Origin of the sequence: Bartonella sp. HY406, assembly GCF_025449315.1 — a bacterium.
Taxonomy (GTDB): Bacteria; Pseudomonadota; Alphaproteobacteria; order Rhizobiales; family Rhizobiaceae; genus HY038.
Genome location: NZ_CP104893.1, coordinates 2,977,501 through 3,000,510, shown reverse-complemented (window position 1 = coordinate 3,000,510; position 23,010 = coordinate 2,977,501). Strand labels below are relative to the sequence as shown.

Below are 23,010 nucleotides of genomic sequence, written 5' to 3'. Positions count from 1 at the left end.
AAAATCTGTCAATGGAGCTTCAACACACATTGTGTAAGGCGTCAACTGGCGATAGTATTTTGAATATATAGGCAATAAAGGATATCTCGATGAATGACAAGCTAGATAATCAGACTTCAGTGCAGGAAGCCCATGATGTTTGTGCGGCACTTAAATATGTGCGGGCAGAAATTTTGGCAAGCGCCAGTGAAGCCAAACGATCAGCTAGCGATATTGATCTTATTGCTGTTTCAAAAACATTTGATGCCAATGACATTCGTCCCGTGCTTCAACAAGGGCAGCGGCAATTTGGTGAAAACCGTGTTCAAGAAGCACAAAGCAAATGGCCGCAATTGTGCAATGAATTTTCGGGTATAGAATTACATCTCATTGGGCCACTACAATCCAACAAGGCGGCGGAAGCCGTTGCACTTTTTGACGTAATTGAAAGTGTTGACCGTGAAAAAATTGCCGCGACCTTAAGCGCGGAAATGAACAAGCAGGCACGCAATTTACCGTGCTATGTTCAAGTTAATACAGGTTTAGAGCCGCAAAAGGCAGGCATTGCCCCACAAGATACGCTTGATTTTGTCAAACGCTGCCAAAATATCCATGGTCTTAATATTATTGGTTTAATGTGCATACCGCCAGCTGATGAAAATCCGGGTCCCCATTTTGCATTGCTTGAAAAACTCGGCAAACAAGCAGGCTTGCACAAATTATCCATGGGCATGTCAGGTGATTTTGAATTAGCGATTAAGTTTGGTGCAACAAGTGTGCGCGTTGGCTCGGCAATATTTGGCTACCGCCCGATGAAGAACGACGATGATGCCTCAATTGAGGAATAGCCGAGAATAAAGACTGCATAAGATAAATGAATGGGCATTTTTGCAAACATTGGTTGCATTTTGCAAAAATGCTTTAATCATCATTAGCTGTTTATTATGAAGGTTTAAAAATGAATGTTTTGCGGATAATCTGCCTTGCCTTGTTTTTGTTGGCTTTCTTCAACCTGTCCGTAAAAGCAGATGACTTTGTCAATCACCAAGATATGTTAGGACGCAGCGCAGAAGATCCCGTTTTTAAAACTTACATGGAACAGCAACGCAAACTTTATCCATTAAGGCCTGTGCCAAAAGATGCTCCCGCTTGGGAAACACAAGATTTTGATACCGGCTTTAATGTTTCGACGGAAGAATATCGTTTATTCTATTATTTATACGGTGAGCCAAAGTCCAGATTTAGCACGAATGACGATGAGAAAATTGTCTTGTACATTGAATTTGGCGACAGTGATAGTCTTCGAACCGAGCAAAGACCTTATAAGCATCCACTACCCTTTGGTTTAAAATTTGGTGATACACCGCAAATTGTCGCCCAAAAACTTAACACGAAACCGGGTATGCAAACAAAAAGCAGCTGGCTGCCAGGTGTTAGCGATGAAAAATATAACATATCGTATAGGGTTGGAAATCTAAATGTTATTGCAACTTATACGGGCGAAGAAAAATTGATACGTCTCACTATTACGTTGCTAGATCGCGCCGATATACGTGCGCGCGAACGACAACAAAATGTGAAGAATTATATCATTGACCCTAAAGCAAGCGCAGGATTAGAAATATATCGTCAGAGATTTCCAACCAAGCGTTGGCGTAAACTGATTGGCTTGGATAAGGGGTATAATGAGCAAGATATTCGTGCGGTAGAAGAACAGCTTAATATTTTTATTGATAGCGTCAAGGCTGCTACTCAAAAAGCTGATGCAGAAGCAATCTATAAGGCGGTCGAAATTCTTGTTGTAAACGTCAATGACATTAACGGCCGCAATGGTTTGGTCGAAACTTTGGAGCGTGATGAACTAAGCATCTTTATTGATAAGGTTGTTGCGCAAACGGGCTTTCTCATTGAAGAAAATGAAGATATTACCAGTGAATGGCGGCGATGGTAACGCCTCTATAATGGGCAATCCTTATAGCCTGTACAAATACATCTTTGGGCTGCTAATTCCGCTTGTCGCACCTGCTTTTTAGAAAGCTTGGATGCTAGAACATCCTTTGCTGATGGATATTTACCCTCAACCAAGGATATAATATGGCTCCAAATATAGGCTTTGGTATAATCTTTTTTTACGCCAAGTCCTTTTTCATACATGCCAATTAACATCGACTGCGCATAAAATGCGCTAACGTCACCGCTTTTAGCCGATTTTTGGTACCATATTGCGGCCTTCGCCAAATCCTTATGAACACCTAAGCCGAGGTCATACATTTCGCCGATATGATATTGTGCAAATGAATTATTTTGTCCGGCAGCTTTAAAATACCAATCTAGTGCTTTAAAATACCAATCTAGTGCTTGCTGATAATTTTGTTCAACACGTTTACCCGTTTGATATTCATACCCAAGCTGAGCTTGAGCCGTTGCATATCCATTGTTTGCAGATTTTTTCAATAAAAATAATGCTTTATCTAAATCTATAAAATTGTTATAGCTAATGTCATTTTAATAAATTCTAGAGAGTTCATAGTCAACCGCTGAGTCTTCATGTTCGGCAGCTTTTTGGTACCAATATAAAGCTTGCTGCTTGTTTAATTTGGTGCCGCGTCCAAATCGATACATGTCCCCAAGTTTTAATTGAGCTTGCGCATTATTTTGATCTGCTGCTTTTTTATACCAGCTAAAGGCAAGCGCATCATCTTTTTCTATTTCCAATCCTATTCTCTCGCCTTTTTCATAAAATTCAGCAAGGTGCAATTGCGCGTTAACATGACCTTGCTCGGCAGATTTTTGATACCATTTAAATGCTTCAGTAAGGTTAGCTTGCCATCGGTTGCCAAAATCATATTGCCTTGCAAGATTAAATTGTGCCTTTGCATCGCCTTGCTCGGCACTTAAGCGATATTGGTTAATTGCATCTTGCTTTAATGCGTCAATATTTTGATTTTTTTGAAAATTTTTACATGAAAATCCTTGAGCCGCAACAGGACTTTGTAAAGAGACCGCAAAACCGCCTATAACGAGCATATAGATAATATAATTAAAGCTTTTAATTGCTAAATTTTTCATCAAAATCCCCGAATATATTTTGCTTAAAATTAATTGATTGCACAAATTTTATAATTGGTGTCTTTACATCGTTTGACGGCAATTTTTACCTTGTCAATTTGCTCAGCTGATAATTTTTTGGCAAATTTATTTTTTGCATCTAAAAATGTATTATCATTTGAAGCAGCTAAACTTGCCCACATATAGGCTATTTCATAATCTTTTTTTACGCCCTCCCCATCTAGATACATATTAGCAAGCTTATTCTGCCCCAAAGCATTTTTTTGCACCGCAGCTTTGTAATACCAGTGGACTGCTTCCGCATAATCTTTTTTGACACCAATGCCATCTTTATAAAGATCACCTATGTTTACTTGCGCAAAACCATGGCCTTGACCGGCAGCTATGCGAAACCAATTCATTGCTTGTTTAGCGTCTTGTTTGACACCCAAACCAGCTTGATACAAAAGGCCAAGGTTATTTTGCGCGTCGGCATTATCTTGGATTGCAGCTTTGCGATACCATCTTGCTGCCTCCCTATAGTTTTGCTTAACACCTTCGCCTCTTTCATATGCAATGCCCAAATTCAAATATGCCACGATATTGCTTTGTCTAGCGGCTTGCTCATACCAATATAGTGCCAGATCATAATTTTGTTTATCGCCAAGACCGCGCTTATATAATGAGGCTAAGTTAAGTTGCGCATCTACTTGTTTTTGCTCGGCGGCGCTTGAGTACCAACGCATGGCTTTTTGATAATCTTGCTTGGTACCCTTACCCATCTCATATAATAAGCCCAAATTCATCTGGGCATCTTTGTAGTCCTGTTCTGCTGATTGGCTATATAATTTAAAAGCTTCAACATCGTTTTTTGGTACACCCAAGCCATCTTGGTACATGGTCGCCAAATTATACTGTGCTATTTTATCGCCTTGCTTGGCTGCTAATTCAAACCAGCTTTTTGCCGCTTTATAATCCTGTCTCACACCTTGACCGTTTAAATATAAATATCCCAAATTAATTTGGGCATTTATGTTGTTTTGCTTGGCTGCTTTTAAATACCATTTTATTGCTTCTTCATAATTTTGCTTGGTGCCGCGACCATCATCATACATGCGCCCAAGAGCATTTTGTGCCTTGGCATGGCCGCTTTCTGCTGATTTTCTCAGCCATTTTAAAGCCTCACTATAGTTTTGTTTGGTGCCTTTACCGCTTTTATATTGCATTCCCAAAAGATATTGTGCATCAATATGGCCTTGGTTGGCAGCTTTTTGATACCATTTTTTTGCTTCAACAAAATTTCGATCTGTGCACCATCCATCACTATAAACATTGCCAAGTGCATATTGAGCAATAACTAAATTTTGTTCGGCAGCCTTACCATACCATTTTAACACTTCATCGCATTTTTGAATGAGATCAGTGCGATTATCATAAATGCTTGCAAGGTCAAATTGTGCCTTCGCATCGCCTCTCTCTGCTTTAACGCGAAGTTTTTTTATAATCTCATGCCTTTGATTGGACTGATGACATTGCTCTTGGCAATTATTGCGGGGCGTTTGTGCCACTGCAATATTATATAAAGAAAGCAATAGGCCTGTTGTAAAAATCGCCTTTTTAGCAAAATTAATATCTAGCGCCCAACCTTTAATCATCAAATAGTCCCCATCCAATAAATATTAGAAATATTTATATAAAATTCTATAATAGACTGTCATTTCAAATATGGATATTTGATGGAAATACACGAATAAATCTACATTATTACATAATGATTTTGGTCGTGCATCTTTATGGATACACTTTTAAAAAGCTAAAATATAAGTTATAGAGATGTTCAAGCATTTTAGAACACGTCTTTTATTGTTAAAGCAATGTCGTGCTCTAAATTCTTTATTTTGGCGCATTGTCCAAACGCAAAAGTTGAAACAACCTTTGCTGGAAATGTTTTAATTATCTTTGAAAGCGTATCTATGCGATTTTTATTTTTGGGCGACATGGTGGGGCGGTGTGGTCGCACTGCCGTTTATGAGCGCCTTCCTGGTTTAATTTCAGATTATAAGCTCGATTTTGTTGTCGTAAATGGCGAAAATGCCGCCTCTGGTTTTGGTATTACCGAAAAAATTTACCTCGAAACACTTGAAGCGGGTGCCGATGTGGTCACAACCGGCAATCATGCTTTTGACCAAAAGGAAACCCTTGTTTACGCCAATCGCTCGGAGCGATTTTTGCGCCCAGCTAATTATCCACGCGGTACAGCTGGCAAAGGTTCAGGCCTATTCATTGCCAAAAATGGCGCACGCGTATTGGTTTCCAATGTTATGGGCCGCGTTTTCATGCATCCAGAACTTGACGATCCTTTTAAATCAGCTGAAGAAATTGTTTCCGCTTGCCCGCTTGGCGAACAGGCTGATGCTATTATTTTTGACTTCCATGCCGAAGTAACCAGCGAAAAACAATGTTTTGGTCATTTTCTTGATGGGCGTGCCAGCGTTGTTGTTGGTACTCATACTCATGTGCCAACCGCTGATATGCAAATTTTAAATGGCGGCACTGCCTATATGTCGGATGCTGGTATGTGCGGCGATTATGACTCGTCGCTTGGTATGGATAAGGAAGAACCGTTAAACCGCTTTTTAACCAAATTGCCGCGTGGGCGTTATGAGCCTGCCTCTGGTCCTGCAACGATTTGCGGTTTAGCCGTTGAAATATCTGACCGCACTGGTTTAGCAGAAAAAATCGCTGCCGTGCGCATTGGCCCACGTTTGCAAGAAACCTTGCCCGATTTTTGGTAAATTCTAGGATCAAGACCCATTAATTCTACTCTTCATCACCAATGATGTGATGAAGAGTGGAACATATTTATAAAACAACGATCTGTTGCTTGCCTTCTACGACTTCACCAATGATACTAGCGCGCTCATAACCGTTAGACAAAGCCAATGCCATAACATCCTTGGCATTTTCAGGAGCTACAGCAACCAACAGACCGCCAGAGGTTTGCGGGTCTGTGAGCAGCGCTTTTTGATGATCGCTCAAGGCTTTTTCAAAACGGATAGCATCGCCATAACTATCAAAATTGCGCTTTGATGCGCCGGTAATATAGCCTTCACCTGCAAGATTTAACGCATCGCTTAAAAAGGGTAGCTTATCAAAGTGCAAACGCAATTCAAGGTTAGAGCCACGTGCCATCTCAAGAGCATGACCAAGAATACCAAAGCCGGTTACATCGGTCATAGCATGCACGCTATCCATTTTTGCAAGCTCCATACCAATTATGTTAAGCTTGGTCATGGATGCGACCATCTCATTATAATTGCCATCACTTAACGCGCCTTTTTTAAAGGCTGCCGAATAAATGCCAACCCCTAAGCCCTTTAATAAAAGCAATGTGTCGCAAGCTTTAGCCGTATCATTGCGACGCAAGGTTTTACGCGTTGCACTACCAATCACGGCAAGCCCATAAACTGGCTCTGGACAATCGATAGAATGACCACCTGCAACAGCAATACCAGCTTCTGCGGCGATTTCTTGCCCACCTTGCAAAATCTTGGCAATTATATCAGGTGATAATTTATCAATCGGCATGCCAAGGATAGCAAGCGCCATGAGTGGTCGCCCGCCCATGGCATAAATATCTGATATGGCATTGGCACCAGCAATGCGTCCAAACATAATGGGATCATCCACCATTGGCATGAAAAAATCAGTTGTCGCAATGATAAGATTATCATCATCAAGCGCATAGACAGCCGCATCATCACTTGCTTCATTACCAACCACAAGACCATTAAACGGCCCAAATTGGGGTTGATTGGTTAGCATTTTTTGTAAAACCGCCGGCGCCAATTTACAACCACAACCGCCACCATGGGCAAGTTTGGTTAGGCTTACTGTTTGATTACTCATCACGCCGCTCCCAATTATAGCTAGATTTGACAAAATTTTGACGAAAAAATGCAAAAGGCAATATATTTTACCATGCATGATATTTGCTATTTTTGTTTAAAACATAGGCTCAATTTCACCTTATTAAAAGATGTAAATATTGATAAACGCATGAAAAATGACTTAAAATTATAGATTAACAACAAGTATTGAAAAAAATTGCTTTATTACAAGCATAAAATGATGTATGGAAGCACCCAAGCCAATATAATTCTTTTCTGGGATGAATTCGTTTATGAATCTTAAGCGGCGCTCGCCCTCTTTCTTTTAAGAAAAAAAAGCTGTATTGCGCTTATGTTCGAACGTTAACCGAATTAACGGTTATTTTCTCCAATCCCACGAACAAAAAGAAGAATTATCATATGAAATTGCGCAATATCGCGATTATCGCTCACGTTGACCATGGCAAAACTACACTGGTTGACGAGCTTTTAAAACAGTCCGGTGTGTTCCGTGACAATCAGCGCACAACAGAGCGTATGATGGACTCTAACGACATTGAACGGGAGCGCGGCATTACCATTCTTGCCAAGGCAACTTCCGTTGTTTGGAAAGATACCCGTATTAACATCGTTGATACGCCAGGCCACGCCGATTTTGGTGGTGAAGTTGAGCGTATTTTGAACATGGTTGACGGCGCTATCGTTCTTGTTGATGCTGCTGAAGGCCCAATGCCACAAACCAAATTTGTGGTTGGTAAAGCCTTGAAAGTTGGCTTACGTCCTATCGTTGCTATCAATAAAATCGACCGTCCAGATGCGCGCGCAGAAGAAGTGATCAACGAAGTATTTGACCTTTTTGCAGCCCTTGACGCAACGGATGAACAGCTTGATTTCCCTGTTCTTTACGGTTCAGGCCGCGATGGCTGGATGGCTGAAAGTCCAGAAGGTCCAAAAGATGAAGGTCTTGGCCCATTATTTGACCTTGTTTTACGCCATGTTCCTGAACCCAACACTGGTGAAGGCCCATTTCGTATGATCGGTACGCTTTTGGAAGCAGATCCATTCCTTGGTCGTATTATCACTGGTCGTATCCATTCAGGCAGCATTAAGCCAAACCAAAACATCAAAGTTTTGTCACAAACTGGTGCACTTGTTGAAACTGGCCGTATTTCACGTATCCTTGCTTTCCGTGGTCTTGAGCGCCAACCAATTGAAGAAGGTGTTGCCGGCGATATCGTCGCAATTGCAGGTCTTCAAAAAGGTACGGTTGCAGATACGTTCTGTGATGCTGCTGTAACTGAGCCATTAACTGCACAGCCAATCGATCCACCAACTGTTACTATGAGCTTTATCGTTAATGATAGTCCGCTTGCTGGTACTGAAGGTGACAAGGTAACGAGCCGCGTTATCCGTGATCGTTTGCTTAAAGAAGCAGAAGGCAACGTTGCTTTGAAGATTGAAGAATCCAACGATAAGGATTCTTTTTATGTTTCAGGACGCGGCGAATTGCAGCTTGCTGTTTTGATTGAAAACATGCGCCGTGAAGGTTTCGAGCTTAGCATTTCGCGTCCACGCGTTGTTATGCAAGAAGACGAAAATGGCAATGTTCTTGAGCCAATCGAAGAAGTTGTTATCGACGTTGATGAAGAATATTCAGGCACTGTTGTGCAAAAAATGTCTGAACGCAAAGCCGAAATGGTTGAATTGCGCCCATCGGGTGGTAATCGCGTTCGTATGGTATTTTATGCACCAACACGCGGGCTTATCGGCTATCAATCAGAGCTTTTAACCGATACACGCGGTACGGCGATTATGAACCGTTTGTTCCATGATTATCAACCATTTAAGGGTGATATTTCTGGTCGTAATAATGGCGTTCTCATCTCCAATGATAATGGTGAATCGGTTGCCTATGCACTGTTCAACCTTGAAGATCGCGGCCCTATGGTTATTGATGCAGGCGTAAAAGTCTATCAAGGCATGATCATCGGTATCCACTCGCGCGACAATGATTTGGAAGTTAATGTCCTTAAGGGCAAAAAACTTACCAATATTCGTGCAGCTGGTAAAGATGAAGCTGTTAAGCTTACACCGCCAATCCGCATGACGCTAGAACGCGCTTTATCATGGATTCAAGATGATGAATTGGTTGAGGTAACACCAAAATCTATTCGTTTGCGCAAGCTTTATCTTGATCCAAATGAACGCAAGCGTTTTGGCAAAAGCCGCGGATAAACTGATTAATAAGATTTAAAAGCGGGATTTATTTTCCGCTTTTTATTTTGCTTTTACATAAAATGAAAATTGATATTAGCGCTCCCTTAAAGGTACAAAATAACGAATTTGTGCATAAAAGATCACTGTTTTAACCCGTTTTAAAAAAATATATCCTTGCAAAAGGACTTTTCTTGGTTCAAAACACAGCTATTAAAAATGTCATACCAACAAATATTGAGCCGTTACGGTTATCCATGGTACAATGAAAGGGCAATGAGATGAAGATTGATGCTATCTCTATTGGTAAAAATCCTCCTGAAGATGTGAATGTTATCATTGAGGTGCCAGTTGGTGGCCAACCAATAAAATACGAAATGGACAAAGAGTCAGGAGCACTTTTTGTTGACCGTTTCCTTTATACGCCAATGACCTATCCTGGCAATTATGGTTTTGTACCGCATACCTTATCAGAAGATGGCGATCCAATTGATGTGCTTGTGTGTAATACTCGGCCCTTAGTTCCCGGTTGTGTCATCAATGTACGCCCAATTGGCGCATTAATTATGGAAGATGATGGCGGCAAGGATGAAAAAATTATTGCTGTTCCAACTCCTAAAATGACCCAACGCTATGTTGATGTTCATGATTATTCCGATTTGCCTGAAATCTTTTTAAAGCAGATTGAACATTTCTTTGCCCATTATAAAGATCTAGAACCTAATAAATGGGTTAAAATTGAAGGTTGGCGTGATGAAGATTTTGCTCGTGAATTGGTTGTGCAAGCCATTGAACGCGCAAAAGCTGCAGGTAAATAATTTTTAGCCACCAATTTGTTTATAAAGCGGAGTGCCATAAGCGCTCTGCTTTTTTTATTGCCTTTGTGGGCATTCTAAAGATAAGGGATATAGGCGAGCTCAACTAAATGTATTCTGCTATGTTAATTAATATAGTACCTATGCCGCTAAAATATGGAGTAAATTTTTTTGCTTAAAATCACTTGGCCTAGTATTTGGTGTTGGGGGTAAAATGCATTTTTTACGGATTTTGGTTTTTTTGCCGTTTTTTATTTACTCGGGATTTTGTTACTCTGCTAAAAATGCTGATAATGAGGTTAAGAATAGACTTGTTGGTCAGTGCTGGAAGTATAAATATTTTACGAATGCGATAACTTTATACGAAAAGGACATTTGCTTTCACCAAGATGATATCCATATGGGCATTTACGAGTTTTATATGGGGGTTGGAATGGGTAGAGATATGGGCTGGGAAAATTGGTACACAAATGGCAACAAAATTTATTTGTTGGGGAGGTATGACGAAGATTTGGGCGAAGATCGTTGCCTTGTAGAAATAAAAGATAATGTGCCGCGATTTTATAGCTGCACACCAGCCGCGAAGGAATGGTTGGAGGTGCCATGGGGAACAACAGTTATTCGCCAAAAAATCAAGTAAGCCAAAATAGAACAATAATTCCAATTAACACCGCTTCTTAGGCTTGAGTTAGATAGGCTGTTCTAATTATCTATTTTTAACAGTTTTATTGTTTTATGGTCGTTATAATTTATCTGAGCTTGATGTCTTTTATTTTAAAAGTGATCGATATTTTGACCGCGTGTTAAAGCTGCCAGTTTTTATCGTTATAAAGCCATTGTCAAAATTGTAGGGTTTGATTTTGCCTTGCCTGTATTTGCCTTATTATTTTGATAAGAACGTATGGCAAGATATTGATTTTAGGCACTCTCTTGATTTTGCTATTGCCGTAAGGGATGAAATGACCTTTGGCGAAGGACCGCAGCGCCAGATGTTTGAAACTTATGCTGATGCAGTAAGTGATATGGATCGCACAATTTGTGTTAAAGCTGCCGCTTACGCCGAACAGCAGGGTTGGAATGATCTTGAAGATGATGATTGGTTTATTCTTTGTGCTTTACAAGGCGGCGGTGAAGTTGATTTTCAATTTTGGGATTTGGGTTGCTTTATCTTTGCTGCAAATCGTAAAGACACCATAAAAGGCGATTTCAGCAGAACCTATGCGGCCATCGATTCATCTTGAATTGATTTTAGTTTTATTCACACACTGTCTGGACCAAGAATCAAACCCTATTTTCAACCATTAGAGCGTTTTCCGAAATGTGTGAAGCGATTTTCGGGTAAAAAACGCGGTGCAAACAATGGATTAGAGCGCCGATCTGATTCAATCAGATCGAAGTGCGCTCTAAAAGTCAAGCCGCTCGTTGGCATTTAAGGCTTCTAAATAGCTTTTTGCTTGTTTATAGGCTGAGCGTTCTTGGGTTCTTTTTAAAAATGCTTGAATATGTGGACATTGGTCTGGAATTATAGAAGATAGCGCTTCTAACGCAAAACTCATTTGGATATCTGCAAAACCAAAATTGCCGGCAAAGTAATCATGTTTGGATAAATGATCCTCAACAAATGTGATGTGGTCATTTAATCGTGGTTGGCTAAAATTGGCTTTGATACCTGTTGTGATGATATTAACAATTGGGCGAATTATAAATGGAACTTTTTCGCTCACCTTATTCATAACAAATTGAAACATTAATAAAGGCATTAATGAACCTTCAGCATAATGCATCCAATATAAATATTGAAAAACATCTATATCTTTTTGTGGTTTGAACTGATGTTGCAGATCATATTTATTTTGAAGATATTCCAAAATAACCGCAGACTCAGCAATGACATCATCATTATCTTGTAGAATTGGCGCTTTGCCTAAAGGGTGAATCTTTTTCAATTCAGCCGGAGCCGAAAATGTAAGGGATCTTTTGTAATACTTGATTTCATAGCTTTTCTGTAGTTCTTCAAGCGCCCAAATGATGCGAAAAGAGCGAGACCGTTCCAGATAATGTAATGTTAACATATTGCCCTCTTATAGAGTCTCCGGTAGCATTGATAGTATGCCTATATGTTTAAAAGATGTCATCCATACATGATCTGATTTCAATCCCTTAAATTGGTCTTGACAAAATATATTTTATCCAATATTCTAACAATCATTAGAATATTGGAATTTATATGGTAACGAAACATCAGATAGAACTTGCATCCCAAATGTTTAAGGCTCTTGCTGATCCGTTGCGGCTCAAGACCATTATGCTACTTGCGCAAGACGAGCGTAGTGTCGGGGAATTATCACAAATAGAAGGTGATAAAATTGGCACCGTATCGGCTCGTTTGAAAGTGCTTTTAAATGCACGTTTGGTGGAAAGACGCAAAGACGGACAAAGGGTTATTTACTCCATTGCAGATCATCATATTCTAGCTTTGGTTAGCAATGCGTTGGAACATGCTTGTGAACATCGGATTGATAGTCACTTAACTGATAAGACAGCAAATAAAGAGGAATTTATCATGAGTACTTGTAATCATCCCCAGCATGCAAATCACGATCATGAACATGGCGAAAATTGCGGTCATACTGCGGTAAAACACGGCGATCACATTGATTTTTTGCATGATGGTCATTTACATCATCCCCATGATGGCCATGTTGATGAACATGTGATTGAAGTAAGTTCAGAAAATCCAGATGGTTGCCATCCAATTGCTAATCATCTTGGCCATGATCATGCCCATGTGCATGGACCAAATTGCGGCCATGAAGCTGTACCGCATGGCGATCATGTTGATTATTTGGTTGATGGCCGTTTACACCATCCTCATGGCGATCATTGTGATGATCATGGTCCATTGGAAGTTGTTTCAAAATAATTTCAAAAATTTTGTGAGTGTTTGGGGGTAAGCAATTATCCCCAAATGCTTTATGCGGTTAAATAGTGCCGATTGTAATGTAACAATCGCAATAATTAATCTTCTTTTGGTGGCACCATAGCAATCGTAATCCAGTCGGCTGTCAATGCTGGCTTTTTACTATTTTCAATTTCAAGTGTCACATTATAATGGAAAACAATTCGTCCTGAGGGGCGAATTTCTGCATCGGAAACGACAAAACGTGCCCTAACTTTGCTGCCTGTTTTGACTGGTGCCATGAAGCGTACCTTGTCAAATCCATAATTAATGCCAAAAGTTTGGCCTTCGAGTTCTGGCAATGCTTCATAGGCTAAGGTAGATAACAGCGAAAGTGTCAAAAATCCGTGCGCAATTGTACCGCCAAAAGGTGTTTCTTTGGCTTTTTCAGGATCAGTGTGGATAAATTGATGGTCATCAGTTGCATCAGCAAATTGGTTGATCATATCCTGGCTAACAACACGCCAATCGGATAGGCCTACTTCTTGGCCAATTGATTGCGGAATATCCGCAACTGTTACTTTTTTTGCCATAATGGCCTCCATTCAATTACCCTTTATTTAACTGCGCTCTGGTTTGCTTGGCAGCAAACCCTTTGCTTCACCTTATTTAGAGCATTTTTGCAAAAATATACGTCTTTTGACGTAAAAATGCGATAAATAAACAAACTAGCGCACGCCACTGCCTGAATATAGGCTGAGGGTGTTCTAAGGTGCAGATCATCAATATCAGCGTTAAAACCCATTTACATAAATATGTGCGGCCCATGTACTAAGTCTAGATCTGTGTGAAATCGCATAGCAGCTTTATGACCAAAAAAAAACTATTTTGGCTTTTTATATTAGCAATAATATGATTTACCGAGATTATTTTATCATTATCTGTTGATTTCGGCATTATGTGCTGATTTTGGTTAGTTAAGAAGCTGTATAAAACGCTTTTTTTAAAAATGCATAAAGGCATAGATTACTTTATGCGAGAATTTATCACTAGAGTTTCTCATATTGTTTAGAAAAAATATAACTATATATTTGATTAATATAACCATGTCGTTATGATTACAATATTTTTTTTGACTTCTAATATTAAATTAGTTATAGAAATGAAAAATGGGAGACGAGGAGTATTCCATTTCATTTTAAGAAAATAAATGGCGGTGATTTCAAAACAGCTTTGCAGATAGGTTAAAGTTCAATACTTTAGTTGGTGCTGCCCATTGGTTGGAAATCGCAAAATGTATTTTTAAAAAAGCTTGCATCGGGGAGCTCTTTAGATAATGCAATAGGAGCAAATTATCGATTTTTTCAAAACGTAAAATTGGTAAGCACTTGGGTCTTATTGTTGGTGAAAGAGTGCGGCATCTTTTTTGAAAATTCTCTATAGTCATCAGGAGGAGACAAAATGGGCACATCAGTAAATAATTCCACACCTCAAACAAAGGAATCGCGCAAGGCTGCGGCGAGTGGTTGGATTGGGTCAACCCTTGAATATTATGACTTCTTTATTTACGCTATGGCGGCGTCTTTTGTATTTCCAACCTTGTTCTTTCCCGCTGGCAATCAAACAATAGGTATCATTGCCTCTTTGGCGACTTATGGTGTTGGTTATGTCGCTCGGCCAATTGGTGCTATCGCGCTTGGTCATTGGGGGGATCGTCATGGTCGTAAAAGCGTGCTCATTCTATGTATGTTTCTAATGGGCATATCGACAATTGGCGTTGGTTTGTTGCCAACCTATGAACAAGTTGGTATTCTTGCTCCTATTCTTTTGGTGTTGTTGCGTCTCTTGCAGGGGTTTGCTGTTGCAGGCGAAATGTCGGGTGCGGGTTCGCTGATCCTTGAGCAAGCCCCACTTGGACGGCGCGGTTTTTACGGTAGCTTTGCCCAGCAAGGTATTAGCTTTGGCCAGCTCCTTGCTGCAGGTATTTTTATTCCTTTTGCTTACTTTTTACCTGATGAAGCGTTTATGTCGTGGGGATGGCGTGTGCCATTTTTGCTATCCATCATCGTCATCATTGCCGGCATTATGATCCGCCGCCATGTTAATGAAACAAAAACATTTACCAATGAAGTTAAGCAGGGCAAAAAGCCAAAAGCGCCAGTCATGCAGGCATTAAAATATCATTGGCGCGATATGCTTAAAGTCACTTTTATGTCGTTAAATAATATTGTGCCGGTTACCATTGCTGTTTTTGGCGCAACTTATGCAACGCAAGCTGCTTATGGTATTAATATAACCAAGGACGCATATCTTTGGGTTACACTTTTAGCCAATATTGTTGCTGTTATTGCAACGCCTTTTATGGGCATGGCATCGGATAAATTCGGCCGCCGCCCCGTTGCAATTATTGGTATTGTTGGCTCTGGCGCTATGTCTTATTTCTTCTTGAATGCGATCAGCCAAGGCGACCTCTTTACCGCAATCATTTATGCAATGGTTGGTTGGGGCTTTATCTATCAAGGTTTTAATGCGGTTTATCCTTGCTATTATCCTGAACTTTTCCCACCTGAAGTACGTGTTTCAGCGGTGGCTATTGCCAATAATATTGGTGTGCCTGCTGCGTCTTTCATGGCATCGGTTTTTGTTTGGGTCGCTTCGCCCGGATCTTCAAATATTGCTTTAACGATTGGTCTATTTAGCTTTGGCATAACATGCCTATCTGGCTTTGCGGTTTTCGTTTCACGTGAAACCTATCGCCTTCGTGGTGAAGATCTTGGTAATCCTGATGCGCAGCCAGTTGATGGGGAAGAATATGAAAAAGCCCGCACTAGCTCTGTTTTACGTATCGTAAAACCAGCCTGATAGCCTTTAAAATAAAGCAAGCATTTCGATTAACCAAGCGAAATGCTGGCTTACAAAGCTCAATATTCAGTTTGAATCAGCATATGATTAAAAAATTACTTTTTTTAAATATGGGAGAAATGACATGAATAAAACAATTGGCAGTCTAGCCGATGCTGTCAAAAATATCCATGATGGCGCAACCATAATGATTGGCGGATTTGGCGGTTCAGGTGCACCAATTGAACTTATTCATGCGTTGATTGATAAGGGCGCAAAAGACCTCACCGTTATCAATAATAATGCCGGCAATGGGCGCATTGGAATTGCCGCAATGATTGATGCTGGCATGGTCAAAAAAATGATCTGTTCCTTTCCGCGCTCGTCTGATCCGCGTGCCTTTACCGATGCTTATCTTGCCGGCAATATTGAACTTGAACTTGTACCACAAGGCACATTAGCTGAACGTATCAGAGCAGGGGGCGCAGGTATCCCTGCTTTTTATACACCGACAGCCTATGGCACGGAATTAAGCGAAGGCAAGCCAATCGCCGAATTTGATGGTCGGTTTTATGTACAAGAACGTTGGCTAAAAGCTGATTTTGCACTGATTAAAGCAAAACTTGGTGATGAGCAGGGCAATCTTACCTATAATAAAGCCGCCCGCAATTTTAATCCGCTTATGTGTATGGCGGCGCAAAATACCATTGTTCAAGTATCCCAAATTGTAACTGCTGGCGAAATCGATCCTGAAGATGTGATAACACCGGGAATATTTGTCAATGCCGTTGTGGAAGTGGCCAATCCTCAACAGGAAGAAGAATTAATCAGAGCAGGAGTGGTATATCAATGAGCCTTAATGTTTTTGATGAAATTAAATTATCCAATGCGCAAATTGCATGGCGTGCCGCCCAAGATATTATGGATGGTGCTTATGTTAATCTTGGTATTGGCTTTCCTGAAATGGTGGCACGTTATCAGCCAGCCGGTCGGCAAGCAATCTTCCACACCGAAAATGGTGTTTTAAACTTTGGTGAAGCGCCACCAAAGGGTAGTGAAGACTGGGATTTGATTAATGCTGGCAAAAAGGCCGTTACACTAAAGCCGGGTGCTTCTTTCTTCCACCATGCCGATAGTTTTGCCATGGTGCGCGGCGGCCATCTTGATGTTGCTATTCTTGGTGCCTATCAGGTGGCACAAAATGGCGATCTTGCTAATTGGCGCGTTGGCAGCAAGGGCGTGCCGGCAGTGGGTGGTGCTATGGATCTTGTTCATGGTGCAAAGCAGGTTTTTGTTATTACCGAGCATGTTACTAAAAAGGGTGAACCCAAATTGGTTGAGGCTTGCACCTTTCCGCTTACTGGCGTGCAATGTATTACCCGTATCTATACCAGCCACGCGGTTGTTGATGTGGTTGATGGTCATTTTGTTTTGCGTGAAAAATTAGCTGATATGTCGGTTGATGATTTACAAGCGATGACCGGTGCTAAGTTGCATCTTGATGGTGATGTTAAAGAATTAATTGTACCTGAGGTTGGGGAATAAAATGGGCGACGCTTTTATTTGTGATTATATTCGTACTCCTATTGGCCGTTTTGGTGGTGCTCTTGCCCCTATGCGCCCCGATGATCTTGGTGCGCTGGTGCTAAAAGCTTTGATGGAAAGACAAGCCTCAATCGCCTTTGACGAAGTTGATGATGTTATTTTCGGTGGCGCCAATCAAGCAGGCGAGGATAACCGCAATATTGCCCGTCAGTCGCTTTTATTAGCTGGAATGCCAGTTAATGTCAGTGGCACAACAATGAACCGCCTTTGTGGTTCCGGTATGGATGCGATTATTGCGGCTTCCCGCGCGATTAAGTCGGGTGAAGCTGATCTTATCATTGCGGGCGGCGTTGAAAGCATGTCACGCGCGCCTTTTGTTTTGCCAAAGGCTGAATCAGCTTTTTCCCGTAAGGCGGAAATCCATGATACAACTATTGGTTGGCGTTTTGTTAATCCAGCGATGAAAGCACAATATGGTGTTGATTCAATGCCGGAAACTGGCGATCATGTGGCGATTGACTATCATATCTCCCGCGAGGATCAGGATTATTTTGCCATGTGCAGCCAAGAAAAAGCAGCAATTGCTCAAAATAATGGTCGTCTAGCCAAGGAAATCATCGCAGTAAGTGTACCGCAGGGTAAAAAAGAACCGATCTTGGTAAGCAAAGATGAACATCCGCGTGCAACATCATTGGAAGCATTGGCCAAATTAAAGACCATTAATAAAATGGCAGGCGCTACAGTCACTGCTGGCAATGCATCGGGCGTTAATGACGGTGCGGCAGCACTAATTATTGCATCAGAAGCTGCGATTAAAAATTATAATCTTAAACCATTAGTGCGCATTTTAGGCGGTGCTATGGCCGGCGTGCCACCGCGCATTATGGGCATTGGCCCAGCTCCTGCGACACAAAAATTATGTGCACGTTTAAATATCGCGCCGCAAGATTTTGATGTTATTGAGCTTAATGAGGCTTTTGCTAGTCAAGGCATTGCGGTTTTGCGTGAACTGGGTCTTGATGAAAAGGCCGATTACATTAATCCCAATGGTGGTGCTATCGCCCTTGGTCATCCGCTTGGCATGTCGGGCGCGCGCATTACTGGCACGGCTGCACTAGAATGTGCGCTTAACAATAAAAAGCTTGCTCTTGCCACCATGTGTATCGGGGTTGGCCAAGGCATCGCTATCGCGCTTGAAAAAGTGTAAATTTGTTTGCAATAAATAATGTTTAAAAATAATATTTTAGGCTAAGTTGTTTGCCAAAACTGGAACAGCTTATCAATATTACCTTTTGCAGGTTTTTAGGAGTGATGTGATGAAAACTTCCATAGCCACTGTATCCATTTCTGGAACCCTGCCGGAAAAATTGGCAGCTATTGCCAAAGCAGGTTTTGACGGGGTTGAAATATTTGAAAATGACTTTCTAACCTTTGATGGTAAGCCCGAAGATGTAGGCAATATGGTGCGCGATCATGGCTTGGCCATTACGCTCTTCCAGCCTTTTCGTGACTTTGAAGGCATGCCTGATCCTTATCGTCAACGTGCCTTTGATCGCGCCGAAAAAAAATTCGATATTATGCAGAAATTGGGTGCTGATATGCTATTGGTGTGCTCCAATCTTTCTGCGGTTTGTCTTGGTGGGATTGAACGCGCCGCCGATGATTTTCGTGAGCTTGGTGAGCGAGCCAAACAAAGAGGCATAAAGGTTGGTTTTGAAGCCTTGGCTTGGGGCAAGCATATTTATGACCACCGCGATGCGTGGAAAGTAGTGCAACAAGCAGATCACCCCAATATTGGACTTATTCTTGATAGTTTTCATAGTTTGTCACGCGGTATTGATAGTCAAACGATAAAGTCAATCGATAAAGATAAGCTATTTCTTGTGCAATTGGCGGATGCGCCACTTTTGGATATGGATTTGCTTTATTGGAGCCGGCATTATAGAAATATGCCGGGTGAAGGTGATCTAGCGGTTAAAGATTTTACCGCTGCTATAACTGACATTGGCTATGATGGTTATTTTTCACTAGAAATATTTAATGATCGCTTTCGTGGCGGTTCACCATTTTTAATTGCTCATGATGGTCATCGTTCATTGCTTAATCTTGCCGATAGCGTACGGCGGCAAACCCATTCTAAAACGTTACATTTAAAAAAAATGCCGGCGCCTATTAAGGTAAATGGTATTGATTTTATTGAGTTTTCAACCGACAACAAACAAGCTAGTGCGCTTTTTTCATTGCTTGCCCAATTGGGCTTTAAAAAGAGCGGCCAGCACAAAACCAAAAATGTTGATTTATTCACCCAAGGCGATATCCGTCTCATCGTTAATCGCGATGAAAATGGATTTTCTAATTTATCTTTTGTGATGCATGGCACTATGGCCTATGCTGTTGCCTTAAATGTTGATGACGCAGAGGCGGCGTTCAAACGTGCTATTGCATTGGATAGTGTGCCATTTGAACAAGCCGTACCTGACGGGCAGACCAAAATTCCAGCTATTCGCGGTGTTGGCGGTGGCATTATCTATTTCATTGATGATAAATCCGGACTGAAAGACTTCGCAATCAATGATTTTGAACCTGTGGTGAGTGATAATAAGGTCGCTACGGCCAGAACAAGTTCAAAAGATGCAGAGATAATTGATGCAAATTTAATTGATGCTGGGCTCTTGCATATCGACCATATTGCGCAAACGGTTGATTTTGATGAGATGCTGAGTTGGGTATTGTTCTATACATCCATCTTTGATGTGCAAAAAACGCCCGCCGTCGATATTATTGATCCATCAGGTATTATTCGCAGCCAAGTCATAGCCAATGAGGCAGGGAGTTTGCGTATTACCCTTAATGGTGCAGAAAACCGCCATACTTTAGCGGGGCATTTTATCGCCGATAAATTTGGTGCAGGTATTCAGCATATTGCTTTTTTAACCGATGATATTTTTAAAACGGCAAAAGCTTTACGCCACAATGGTTTCAAGACATTGAAAATATCGCCTAATTATTTTGATGATGTTGAAGCGCGATTTGGTCTTGATGAGGCTTTTTGCCAAAAATTGCGTGAAAATCATATATTGTTTGATAGCGATGAAAATGGCGATTATTTTCAGCTTTATAGTGAAACTTATGGCGAGGGTTTCTTTTTTGAAGTTGTGCAACGCCAAGCTAAAGGTGAAAACAGTAAAAAGCCTTATGATGGCTATGGCGCAGCTAATGCAATTTTTAGAATTTCTGCCCAGAAAAAGCAGATTACTCCGCGAGGGATGCCAAAAATTACCGCTTCGCCGAAGGATTAAATCATTTTTAAAAAGTAAGTTGATCCTTTGCGCTAAATTATCATCTGAAAATTTCAAATACCTTGTGTCATAGATTTGTAATCCTAGTCAATTAAACTTGCCCCAAATATAGTTTTCATAATATAGCTCATATATTCAAATCCAATGTATTTTTACTAATTTAATGTTTTATTGTGAAGACTATTCCATTTAATTGTACAAACGGGGTGTTTGATGAAAATATTAAAGCAATTCAAAACAATTGGTATTTTAGCTTTAGGGCTTGCGGCATTAGCAGGGATTAATTCTTCATCGGCTGAAAAATTTACTATTGGAGTTATTTCTGATACGCAAAATTATAATGATATAACCATGGCACAGCCACGCGGTGTCAATACATTTATTCAACAAATGCAATATATTGCTGACCAAAAGCAGGAAAAAAATATTGTTTTTGTTAGCCATATTGGTGATGTCGTTCAACATGGTGATGGGCAATTCCGCACCGGCATTGTTGGTCAATATACCTATTGGGATACCAGAAGCGAATGGGATTATGCGAATATTGGCATATCGGTGCTTTCAGAAAGCGGCATCCCCTTTTCAATTGTCCCAGGTAATCATGATTATGATAATTACTCTTGGTATGAAGGCTTTAATAGTCCAGGTAAAAACCGTCCACTAAAATTGGGTTCCGTCTTTAATCTTTATTTTGGCCCGCAATCACGCCACTTTGTTGGTAAGGACTGGTATGGTGGTGCTTATGGCGGCGGTCTTAATAGCTTTCAGATTTTTGAAGCTGCTGGCAAGAAAATGCTGCATATAGGCTTGGAGCAAGAGCCAAGCGCCCGCGTTTTGGATTGGGCACAAAGGGTGGTTGATACTAATCCCGATATGCCGATTATTGTCACTACTCATGAATGGATAGAACCAAATTTCAAAGGTAAAACAGATCGTTCTAATAATTATAAAAATTATTTTGAAGGAACAGACCACTTACCGCCGGATGAAATTTGGGATCAGTTCATTCGTAAAAATTCCCGCATTTTTATGGTGTTATCCGGTCACCATTATACGCCGCCGGTAGCAGGTGTTTCCAATGGTCAGAATATGCGCGTTGATAAAAATGAAGCTGGTTTTCCTGTTTATCAATTAGTACAGGACTATCAAGGCAATACCGTAGGCCTTGATGGTAAGCCTGAAACCGCTAATGGCGGTGCCGGTTGGATGCGCTTTATTGAATTTGATACTAAAAGGCAAAAGATCCATTTTTATACTTATTCAACTCTTTTGAATAAGTATGCTGGTCGCAATGGTGAACATACATTTGGTCAAGATCCAAGCTTTTCAGATTTCGAGATTGATTTTCCACCGCAGCTTGCTGATCCAATAAAATTGAAACGCGAATTTTAAAAGCGCACTAATCTTTATAACAACCCATAAAAGGCTATTTCAATTATAGAAATAGCCTTTTTTATTTTAATGCATGTTTTTAAAACTTATTTTTTCCGCGCAAAAGCACCTAAAAATGCAAGAAAAGCAAAAAAGAGTGACGCGATTGCATTCATGCCTGCCATAGAGATACCAAAAATTTGAAAGGCTGCGTCAGAGCAGGAAACAGGGCGTGTTGCATTTAAGCGACTTAATAATGTTGATGCATCGCTGCCAATAGAAAGTTGTGAGCTTGAGCAATCGCTTGGCCCTTGCCAAAATTTATATTCCGCGCCAGCATGATAAACCGATAGAGCAAAATTATAAAATGTTAAAACAAATATAATAATAAAGATAAGACGGATAAGTGCACCAGGTCCGCGCATATAGCTTAATATAAAACATAGTGCTAGCAAAGGTGTGCCAATATAATAAGGGATGCGTTCTTCAAGGCAAAGCTTGCAAGGCAAAAAACCGCCAATATATTGAAAGCCCAATGCGGTCAAAATAGTCGCTGCCATTAAAACAAATAAGATAGCGGATAATCCAATTTGCGTCGCATCAGTTTTATGAAATGGAGAGGTCAAGGTGAACATCTTTTATCAGATCCTAAAATTTATAACTAAATTAATGCAATAATTTATAAGCGGTAAAACCTATAATAACAATGACACATATTACCGCAACTACCAAGGTTAAACGCTTAACCACGAAATCAAGAATGCTTGGGCCATATTTGCGTAAAACCCAAGCAAGCAGATAGAAGCGCGCGCCGCGAGCCAAAATTGCAGAAATAATAAATAGCCAGATATTAATACCAGCAGCCCCCGAAAGGATTGTAACAACTTTAATGGGGGGAAGATGAGAAAGTCCCGAAGTTACCAGAAGAAAAAGGATAAAATCAACACTCGAACTGCCGCGTAAGGCTTCAAATGCTTCAAGCTTGCCATAAAACTCTAAAACGGGCTTAGCTACCGCCTCATAAGCATAATGGCCAAGTAGCCATCCTGCTACACCGCCCAACACCGAAAATAGTGTAGCAATCAATGCATATCGGTAAGCATTTTTAG

General features: G+C 40.7%; 22 protein-coding genes (1 of these 22 only partly in view). 14 read left to right on the top strand and 8 right to left on the bottom strand.

What is annotated here, in order from left to right; genetic code table 11:
* Positions 1 to 89: 89 nt before the first annotated feature.
* Entirely contained in the window at positions 90 to 827 is a 738-nt protein-coding gene (locus N6B01_RS12635; protein ID WP_262079068.1) for a YggS family pyridoxal phosphate-dependent enzyme, read from the top strand.
* 110 nt (positions 828 to 937) lie between these two features.
* Positions 938 to 1,930, top strand: coding sequence for a hypothetical protein (locus N6B01_RS12630; RefSeq protein WP_262079066.1), 993 nt, complete (start codon positions 938 to 940; stop codon positions 1,928 to 1,930).
* Positions 1,931 to 1,935: 5 nt separating this feature from the next.
* Here the strand turns inward: N6B01_RS12630 and N6B01_RS12625 are convergent, their stop codons facing one another.
* The 3 genes from N6B01_RS12625 to N6B01_RS12615 are packed head-to-tail and all read right to left on the bottom strand — an operon-like array spanning position 1,936 to position 4,682.
* The gene (locus tag N6B01_RS12625; RefSeq protein ID WP_262079065.1) at positions 1,936 to 2,433 is read right to left on the bottom strand and encodes a tetratricopeptide repeat protein; all 498 of its coding nucleotides are present in this window, start codon (positions 2,431 to 2,433) and stop codon (positions 1,936 to 1,938) included.
* A 51-nt stretch (positions 2,434 to 2,484) separates the two neighbouring features.
* The gene (locus N6B01_RS12620) at positions 2,485 to 3,048 is read right to left on the bottom strand and encodes a tetratricopeptide repeat protein (protein WP_262079063.1); all 564 of its coding nucleotides are present in this window, start codon (positions 3,046 to 3,048) and stop codon (positions 2,485 to 2,487) included.
* Between the two features lie 29 nt (positions 3,049 to 3,077).
* On the bottom strand, positions 3,078 to 4,682 hold the full coding sequence (locus tag N6B01_RS12615; protein WP_262079062.1) for a tetratricopeptide repeat protein: 1,605 nt from the start codon (positions 4,680 to 4,682) through the stop codon (positions 3,078 to 3,080).
* Between the two features lie 318 nt (positions 4,683 to 5,000).
* Between N6B01_RS12615 and N6B01_RS12610 the strand changes: the two genes are divergently transcribed.
* A complete protein-coding gene (locus tag N6B01_RS12610) occupies positions 5,001 to 5,822 on the top strand; it encodes a TIGR00282 family metallophosphoesterase (RefSeq protein ID WP_262079061.1) in 822 nt (273 codons plus the stop codon).
* Between the two features lie 67 nt (positions 5,823 to 5,889).
* Here the strand turns inward: N6B01_RS12610 and selD are convergent, their stop codons facing one another.
* A complete protein-coding gene (gene selD / locus N6B01_RS12605) occupies positions 5,890 to 6,936 on the bottom strand; it encodes a selenide, water dikinase SelD (RefSeq protein ID WP_262079059.1) in 1,047 nt (348 codons plus the stop codon).
* Between the two features lie 401 nt (positions 6,937 to 7,337).
* On the opposite strand from selD, the gene typA reads away from it, so the two are divergent.
* The 4 genes from typA to N6B01_RS12585 all read left to right on the top strand — a co-directional run bounded on the left by typA (position 7,338) and on the right by N6B01_RS12585 (position 11,187).
* Entirely contained in the window at positions 7,338 to 9,152 is a 1,815-nt protein-coding gene (gene typA / locus N6B01_RS12600; RefSeq protein WP_182418091.1) for a translational GTPase TypA, read from the top strand.
* Between the two features lie 260 nt (positions 9,153 to 9,412).
* Positions 9,413 to 9,949 carry an inorganic diphosphatase gene (gene ppa, locus N6B01_RS12595; RefSeq protein WP_182418090.1) on the top strand — a complete coding sequence of 179 codons (537 nt, stop codon included), beginning with the start codon at positions 9,413 to 9,415 and terminating at the stop codon, positions 9,947 to 9,949.
* A 430-nt stretch (positions 9,950 to 10,379) separates the two neighbouring features.
* Positions 10,380 to 10,586 (top strand): hypothetical protein, encoded by a 207-nt coding sequence (locus N6B01_RS12590; RefSeq protein WP_262079058.1) that lies wholly within the window; start codon positions 10,380 to 10,382, stop codon positions 10,584 to 10,586.
* A 220-nt stretch (positions 10,587 to 10,806) separates the two neighbouring features.
* Positions 10,807 to 11,187, top strand: a complete 381-nt coding sequence (locus tag N6B01_RS12585; protein ID WP_262079056.1) for a DUF1963 domain-containing protein — start codon at positions 10,807 to 10,809, stop codon at positions 11,185 to 11,187.
* Positions 11,188 to 11,349: 162 nt separating this feature from the next.
* Here the strand turns inward: N6B01_RS12585 and N6B01_RS12580 are convergent, their stop codons facing one another.
* Positions 11,350 to 12,018: a glutathione S-transferase gene (locus N6B01_RS12580; RefSeq protein WP_262079055.1), complete on the bottom strand. Its 669-nt coding sequence runs from the start codon at positions 12,016 to 12,018 to the stop codon at positions 11,350 to 11,352.
* Positions 12,019 to 12,173: 155 nt separating this feature from the next.
* Here N6B01_RS12580 and N6B01_RS12575 point away from each other — a divergent pair, with 155 nt between their 5' ends.
* Positions 12,174 to 12,869 carry an ArsR/SmtB family transcription factor gene (locus tag N6B01_RS12575; protein WP_262079054.1) on the top strand — a complete coding sequence of 232 codons (696 nt, stop codon included), beginning with the start codon at positions 12,174 to 12,176 and terminating at the stop codon, positions 12,867 to 12,869.
* Positions 12,870 to 12,964: 95 nt separating this feature from the next.
* On the opposite strand, the gene N6B01_RS12570 is transcribed toward N6B01_RS12575, so the two are convergent.
* Complete coding sequence (locus N6B01_RS12570) at positions 12,965 to 13,438, bottom strand: MaoC family dehydratase (protein WP_182418086.1); 474 nt, start codon at positions 13,436 to 13,438, stop codon at positions 12,965 to 12,967.
* Between the two features lie 868 nt (positions 13,439 to 14,306).
* On the opposite strand from N6B01_RS12570, the gene N6B01_RS12565 reads away from it, so the two are divergent.
* From N6B01_RS12565 to N6B01_RS12540, 6 genes are all read left to right on the top strand, one after another.
* The gene (locus tag N6B01_RS12565; RefSeq protein WP_262079052.1) at positions 14,307 to 15,707 is read left to right on the top strand and encodes an MFS transporter; all 1,401 of its coding nucleotides are present in this window, start codon (positions 14,307 to 14,309) and stop codon (positions 15,705 to 15,707) included.
* A 124-nt stretch (positions 15,708 to 15,831) separates the two neighbouring features.
* Complete coding sequence (locus N6B01_RS12560; protein WP_262079051.1) at positions 15,832 to 16,539, top strand: 3-oxoacid CoA-transferase subunit A; 708 nt, start codon at positions 15,832 to 15,834, stop codon at positions 16,537 to 16,539.
* Positions 16,536 to 17,231, top strand: a complete 696-nt coding sequence (locus tag N6B01_RS12555; protein ID WP_262079050.1) for a CoA transferase subunit B — start codon at positions 16,536 to 16,538, stop codon at positions 17,229 to 17,231. The genes N6B01_RS12560 and N6B01_RS12555 overlap by 4 nt, the downstream gene beginning before the upstream one ends.
* 1 nt (position 17,232) lies before the next feature.
* The gene (gene pcaF, locus N6B01_RS12550; RefSeq protein ID WP_262079049.1) at positions 17,233 to 18,438 is read left to right on the top strand and encodes a 3-oxoadipyl-CoA thiolase; all 1,206 of its coding nucleotides are present in this window, start codon (positions 17,233 to 17,235) and stop codon (positions 18,436 to 18,438) included.
* A 109-nt stretch (positions 18,439 to 18,547) separates the two neighbouring features.
* The gene (locus tag N6B01_RS12545) at positions 18,548 to 20,530 is read left to right on the top strand and encodes a bifunctional sugar phosphate isomerase/epimerase/4-hydroxyphenylpyruvate dioxygenase family protein (RefSeq protein WP_262079048.1); all 1,983 of its coding nucleotides are present in this window, start codon (positions 18,548 to 18,550) and stop codon (positions 20,528 to 20,530) included.
* A 213-nt stretch (positions 20,531 to 20,743) separates the two neighbouring features.
* Positions 20,744 to 21,922 (top strand): metallophosphoesterase, encoded by a 1,179-nt coding sequence (locus tag N6B01_RS12540; protein ID WP_262079047.1) that lies wholly within the window; start codon positions 20,744 to 20,746, stop codon positions 21,920 to 21,922.
* An 86-nt stretch (positions 21,923 to 22,008) separates the two neighbouring features.
* On the opposite strand, the gene N6B01_RS12535 is transcribed toward N6B01_RS12540, so the two are convergent.
* Together N6B01_RS12535 and N6B01_RS12530 are read right to left on the bottom strand one after the other, a co-directional pair.
* A complete protein-coding gene (locus N6B01_RS12535; protein ID WP_182418079.1) occupies positions 22,009 to 22,536 on the bottom strand; it encodes a disulfide bond formation protein B in 528 nt (175 codons plus the stop codon).
* A 31-nt stretch (positions 22,537 to 22,567) separates the two neighbouring features.
* Positions 22,568 to 23,010, bottom strand: the 3' portion of a protein-coding gene (locus tag N6B01_RS12530) for a YqaA family protein (protein WP_262079046.1). 145 nt of this gene lie beyond the right edge of the window; 443 of the gene's 588 nt are visible here — the last part of the coding sequence; its start codon lies beyond the right edge, outside the window; its stop codon occupies positions 22,568 to 22,570.

Bases quoted from the DNA above. Each gene is read 5' to 3' on its own strand.
- N6B01_RS12635 (WP_262079068.1), top strand. From the start codon at position 90: ATGAATGACAAGCTAGATAATCAGACTTCAGTGCAGGAAGCCCATGAT.
- N6B01_RS12630 (WP_262079066.1), top strand. From the start codon at position 938: ATGAATGTTTTGCGGATAATCTGCCTTGCCTTGTTTTTGTTGGCTTTC.
- N6B01_RS12620 (WP_262079063.1), bottom strand. From the start codon at position 3,048: ATGAAAAATTTAGCAATTAAAAGCTTTAATTATATTATCTATATGCTC.
- N6B01_RS12615 (WP_262079062.1), bottom strand. From the start codon at position 4,682: ATGATTAAAGGTTGGGCGCTAGATATTAATTTTGCTAAAAAGGCGATT.
- N6B01_RS12610 (WP_262079061.1), top strand. From the start codon at position 5,001: ATGCGATTTTTATTTTTGGGCGACATGGTGGGGCGGTGTGGTCGCACT.
- selD (WP_262079059.1), bottom strand. From the start codon at position 6,936: ATGAGTAATCAAACAGTAAGCCTAACCAAACTTGCCCATGGTGGCGGT.
- typA (WP_182418091.1), top strand. From the start codon at position 7,338: ATGAAATTGCGCAATATCGCGATTATCGCTCACGTTGACCATGGCAAA.
- ppa (WP_182418090.1), top strand. From the start codon at position 9,413: ATGAAGATTGATGCTATCTCTATTGGTAAAAATCCTCCTGAAGATGTG.
- N6B01_RS12590 (WP_262079058.1), top strand. From the start codon at position 10,380: ATGGGTAGAGATATGGGCTGGGAAAATTGGTACACAAATGGCAACAAA.
- N6B01_RS12580 (WP_262079055.1), bottom strand. From the start codon at position 12,018: ATGTTAACATTACATTATCTGGAACGGTCTCGCTCTTTTCGCATCATT.
- N6B01_RS12575 (WP_262079054.1), top strand. From the start codon at position 12,174: ATGGTAACGAAACATCAGATAGAACTTGCATCCCAAATGTTTAAGGCT.
- N6B01_RS12570 (WP_182418086.1), bottom strand. From the start codon at position 13,438: ATGGCAAAAAAAGTAACAGTTGCGGATATTCCGCAATCAATTGGCCAA.
- N6B01_RS12565 (WP_262079052.1), top strand. From the start codon at position 14,307: ATGGGCACATCAGTAAATAATTCCACACCTCAAACAAAGGAATCGCGC.
- N6B01_RS12560 (WP_262079051.1), top strand. From the start codon at position 15,832: ATGAATAAAACAATTGGCAGTCTAGCCGATGCTGTCAAAAATATCCAT.
- N6B01_RS12555 (WP_262079050.1), top strand. From the start codon at position 16,536: ATGAGCCTTAATGTTTTTGATGAAATTAAATTATCCAATGCGCAAATT.
- pcaF (WP_262079049.1), top strand. From the start codon at position 17,233: ATGGGCGACGCTTTTATTTGTGATTATATTCGTACTCCTATTGGCCGT.
- N6B01_RS12545 (WP_262079048.1), top strand. From the start codon at position 18,548: ATGAAAACTTCCATAGCCACTGTATCCATTTCTGGAACCCTGCCGGAA.
- N6B01_RS12540 (WP_262079047.1), top strand. From the start codon at position 20,744: ATGAAAATATTAAAGCAATTCAAAACAATTGGTATTTTAGCTTTAGGG.
- N6B01_RS12535 (WP_182418079.1), bottom strand. From the start codon at position 22,536: ATGTTCACCTTGACCTCTCCATTTCATAAAACTGATGCGACGCAAATT.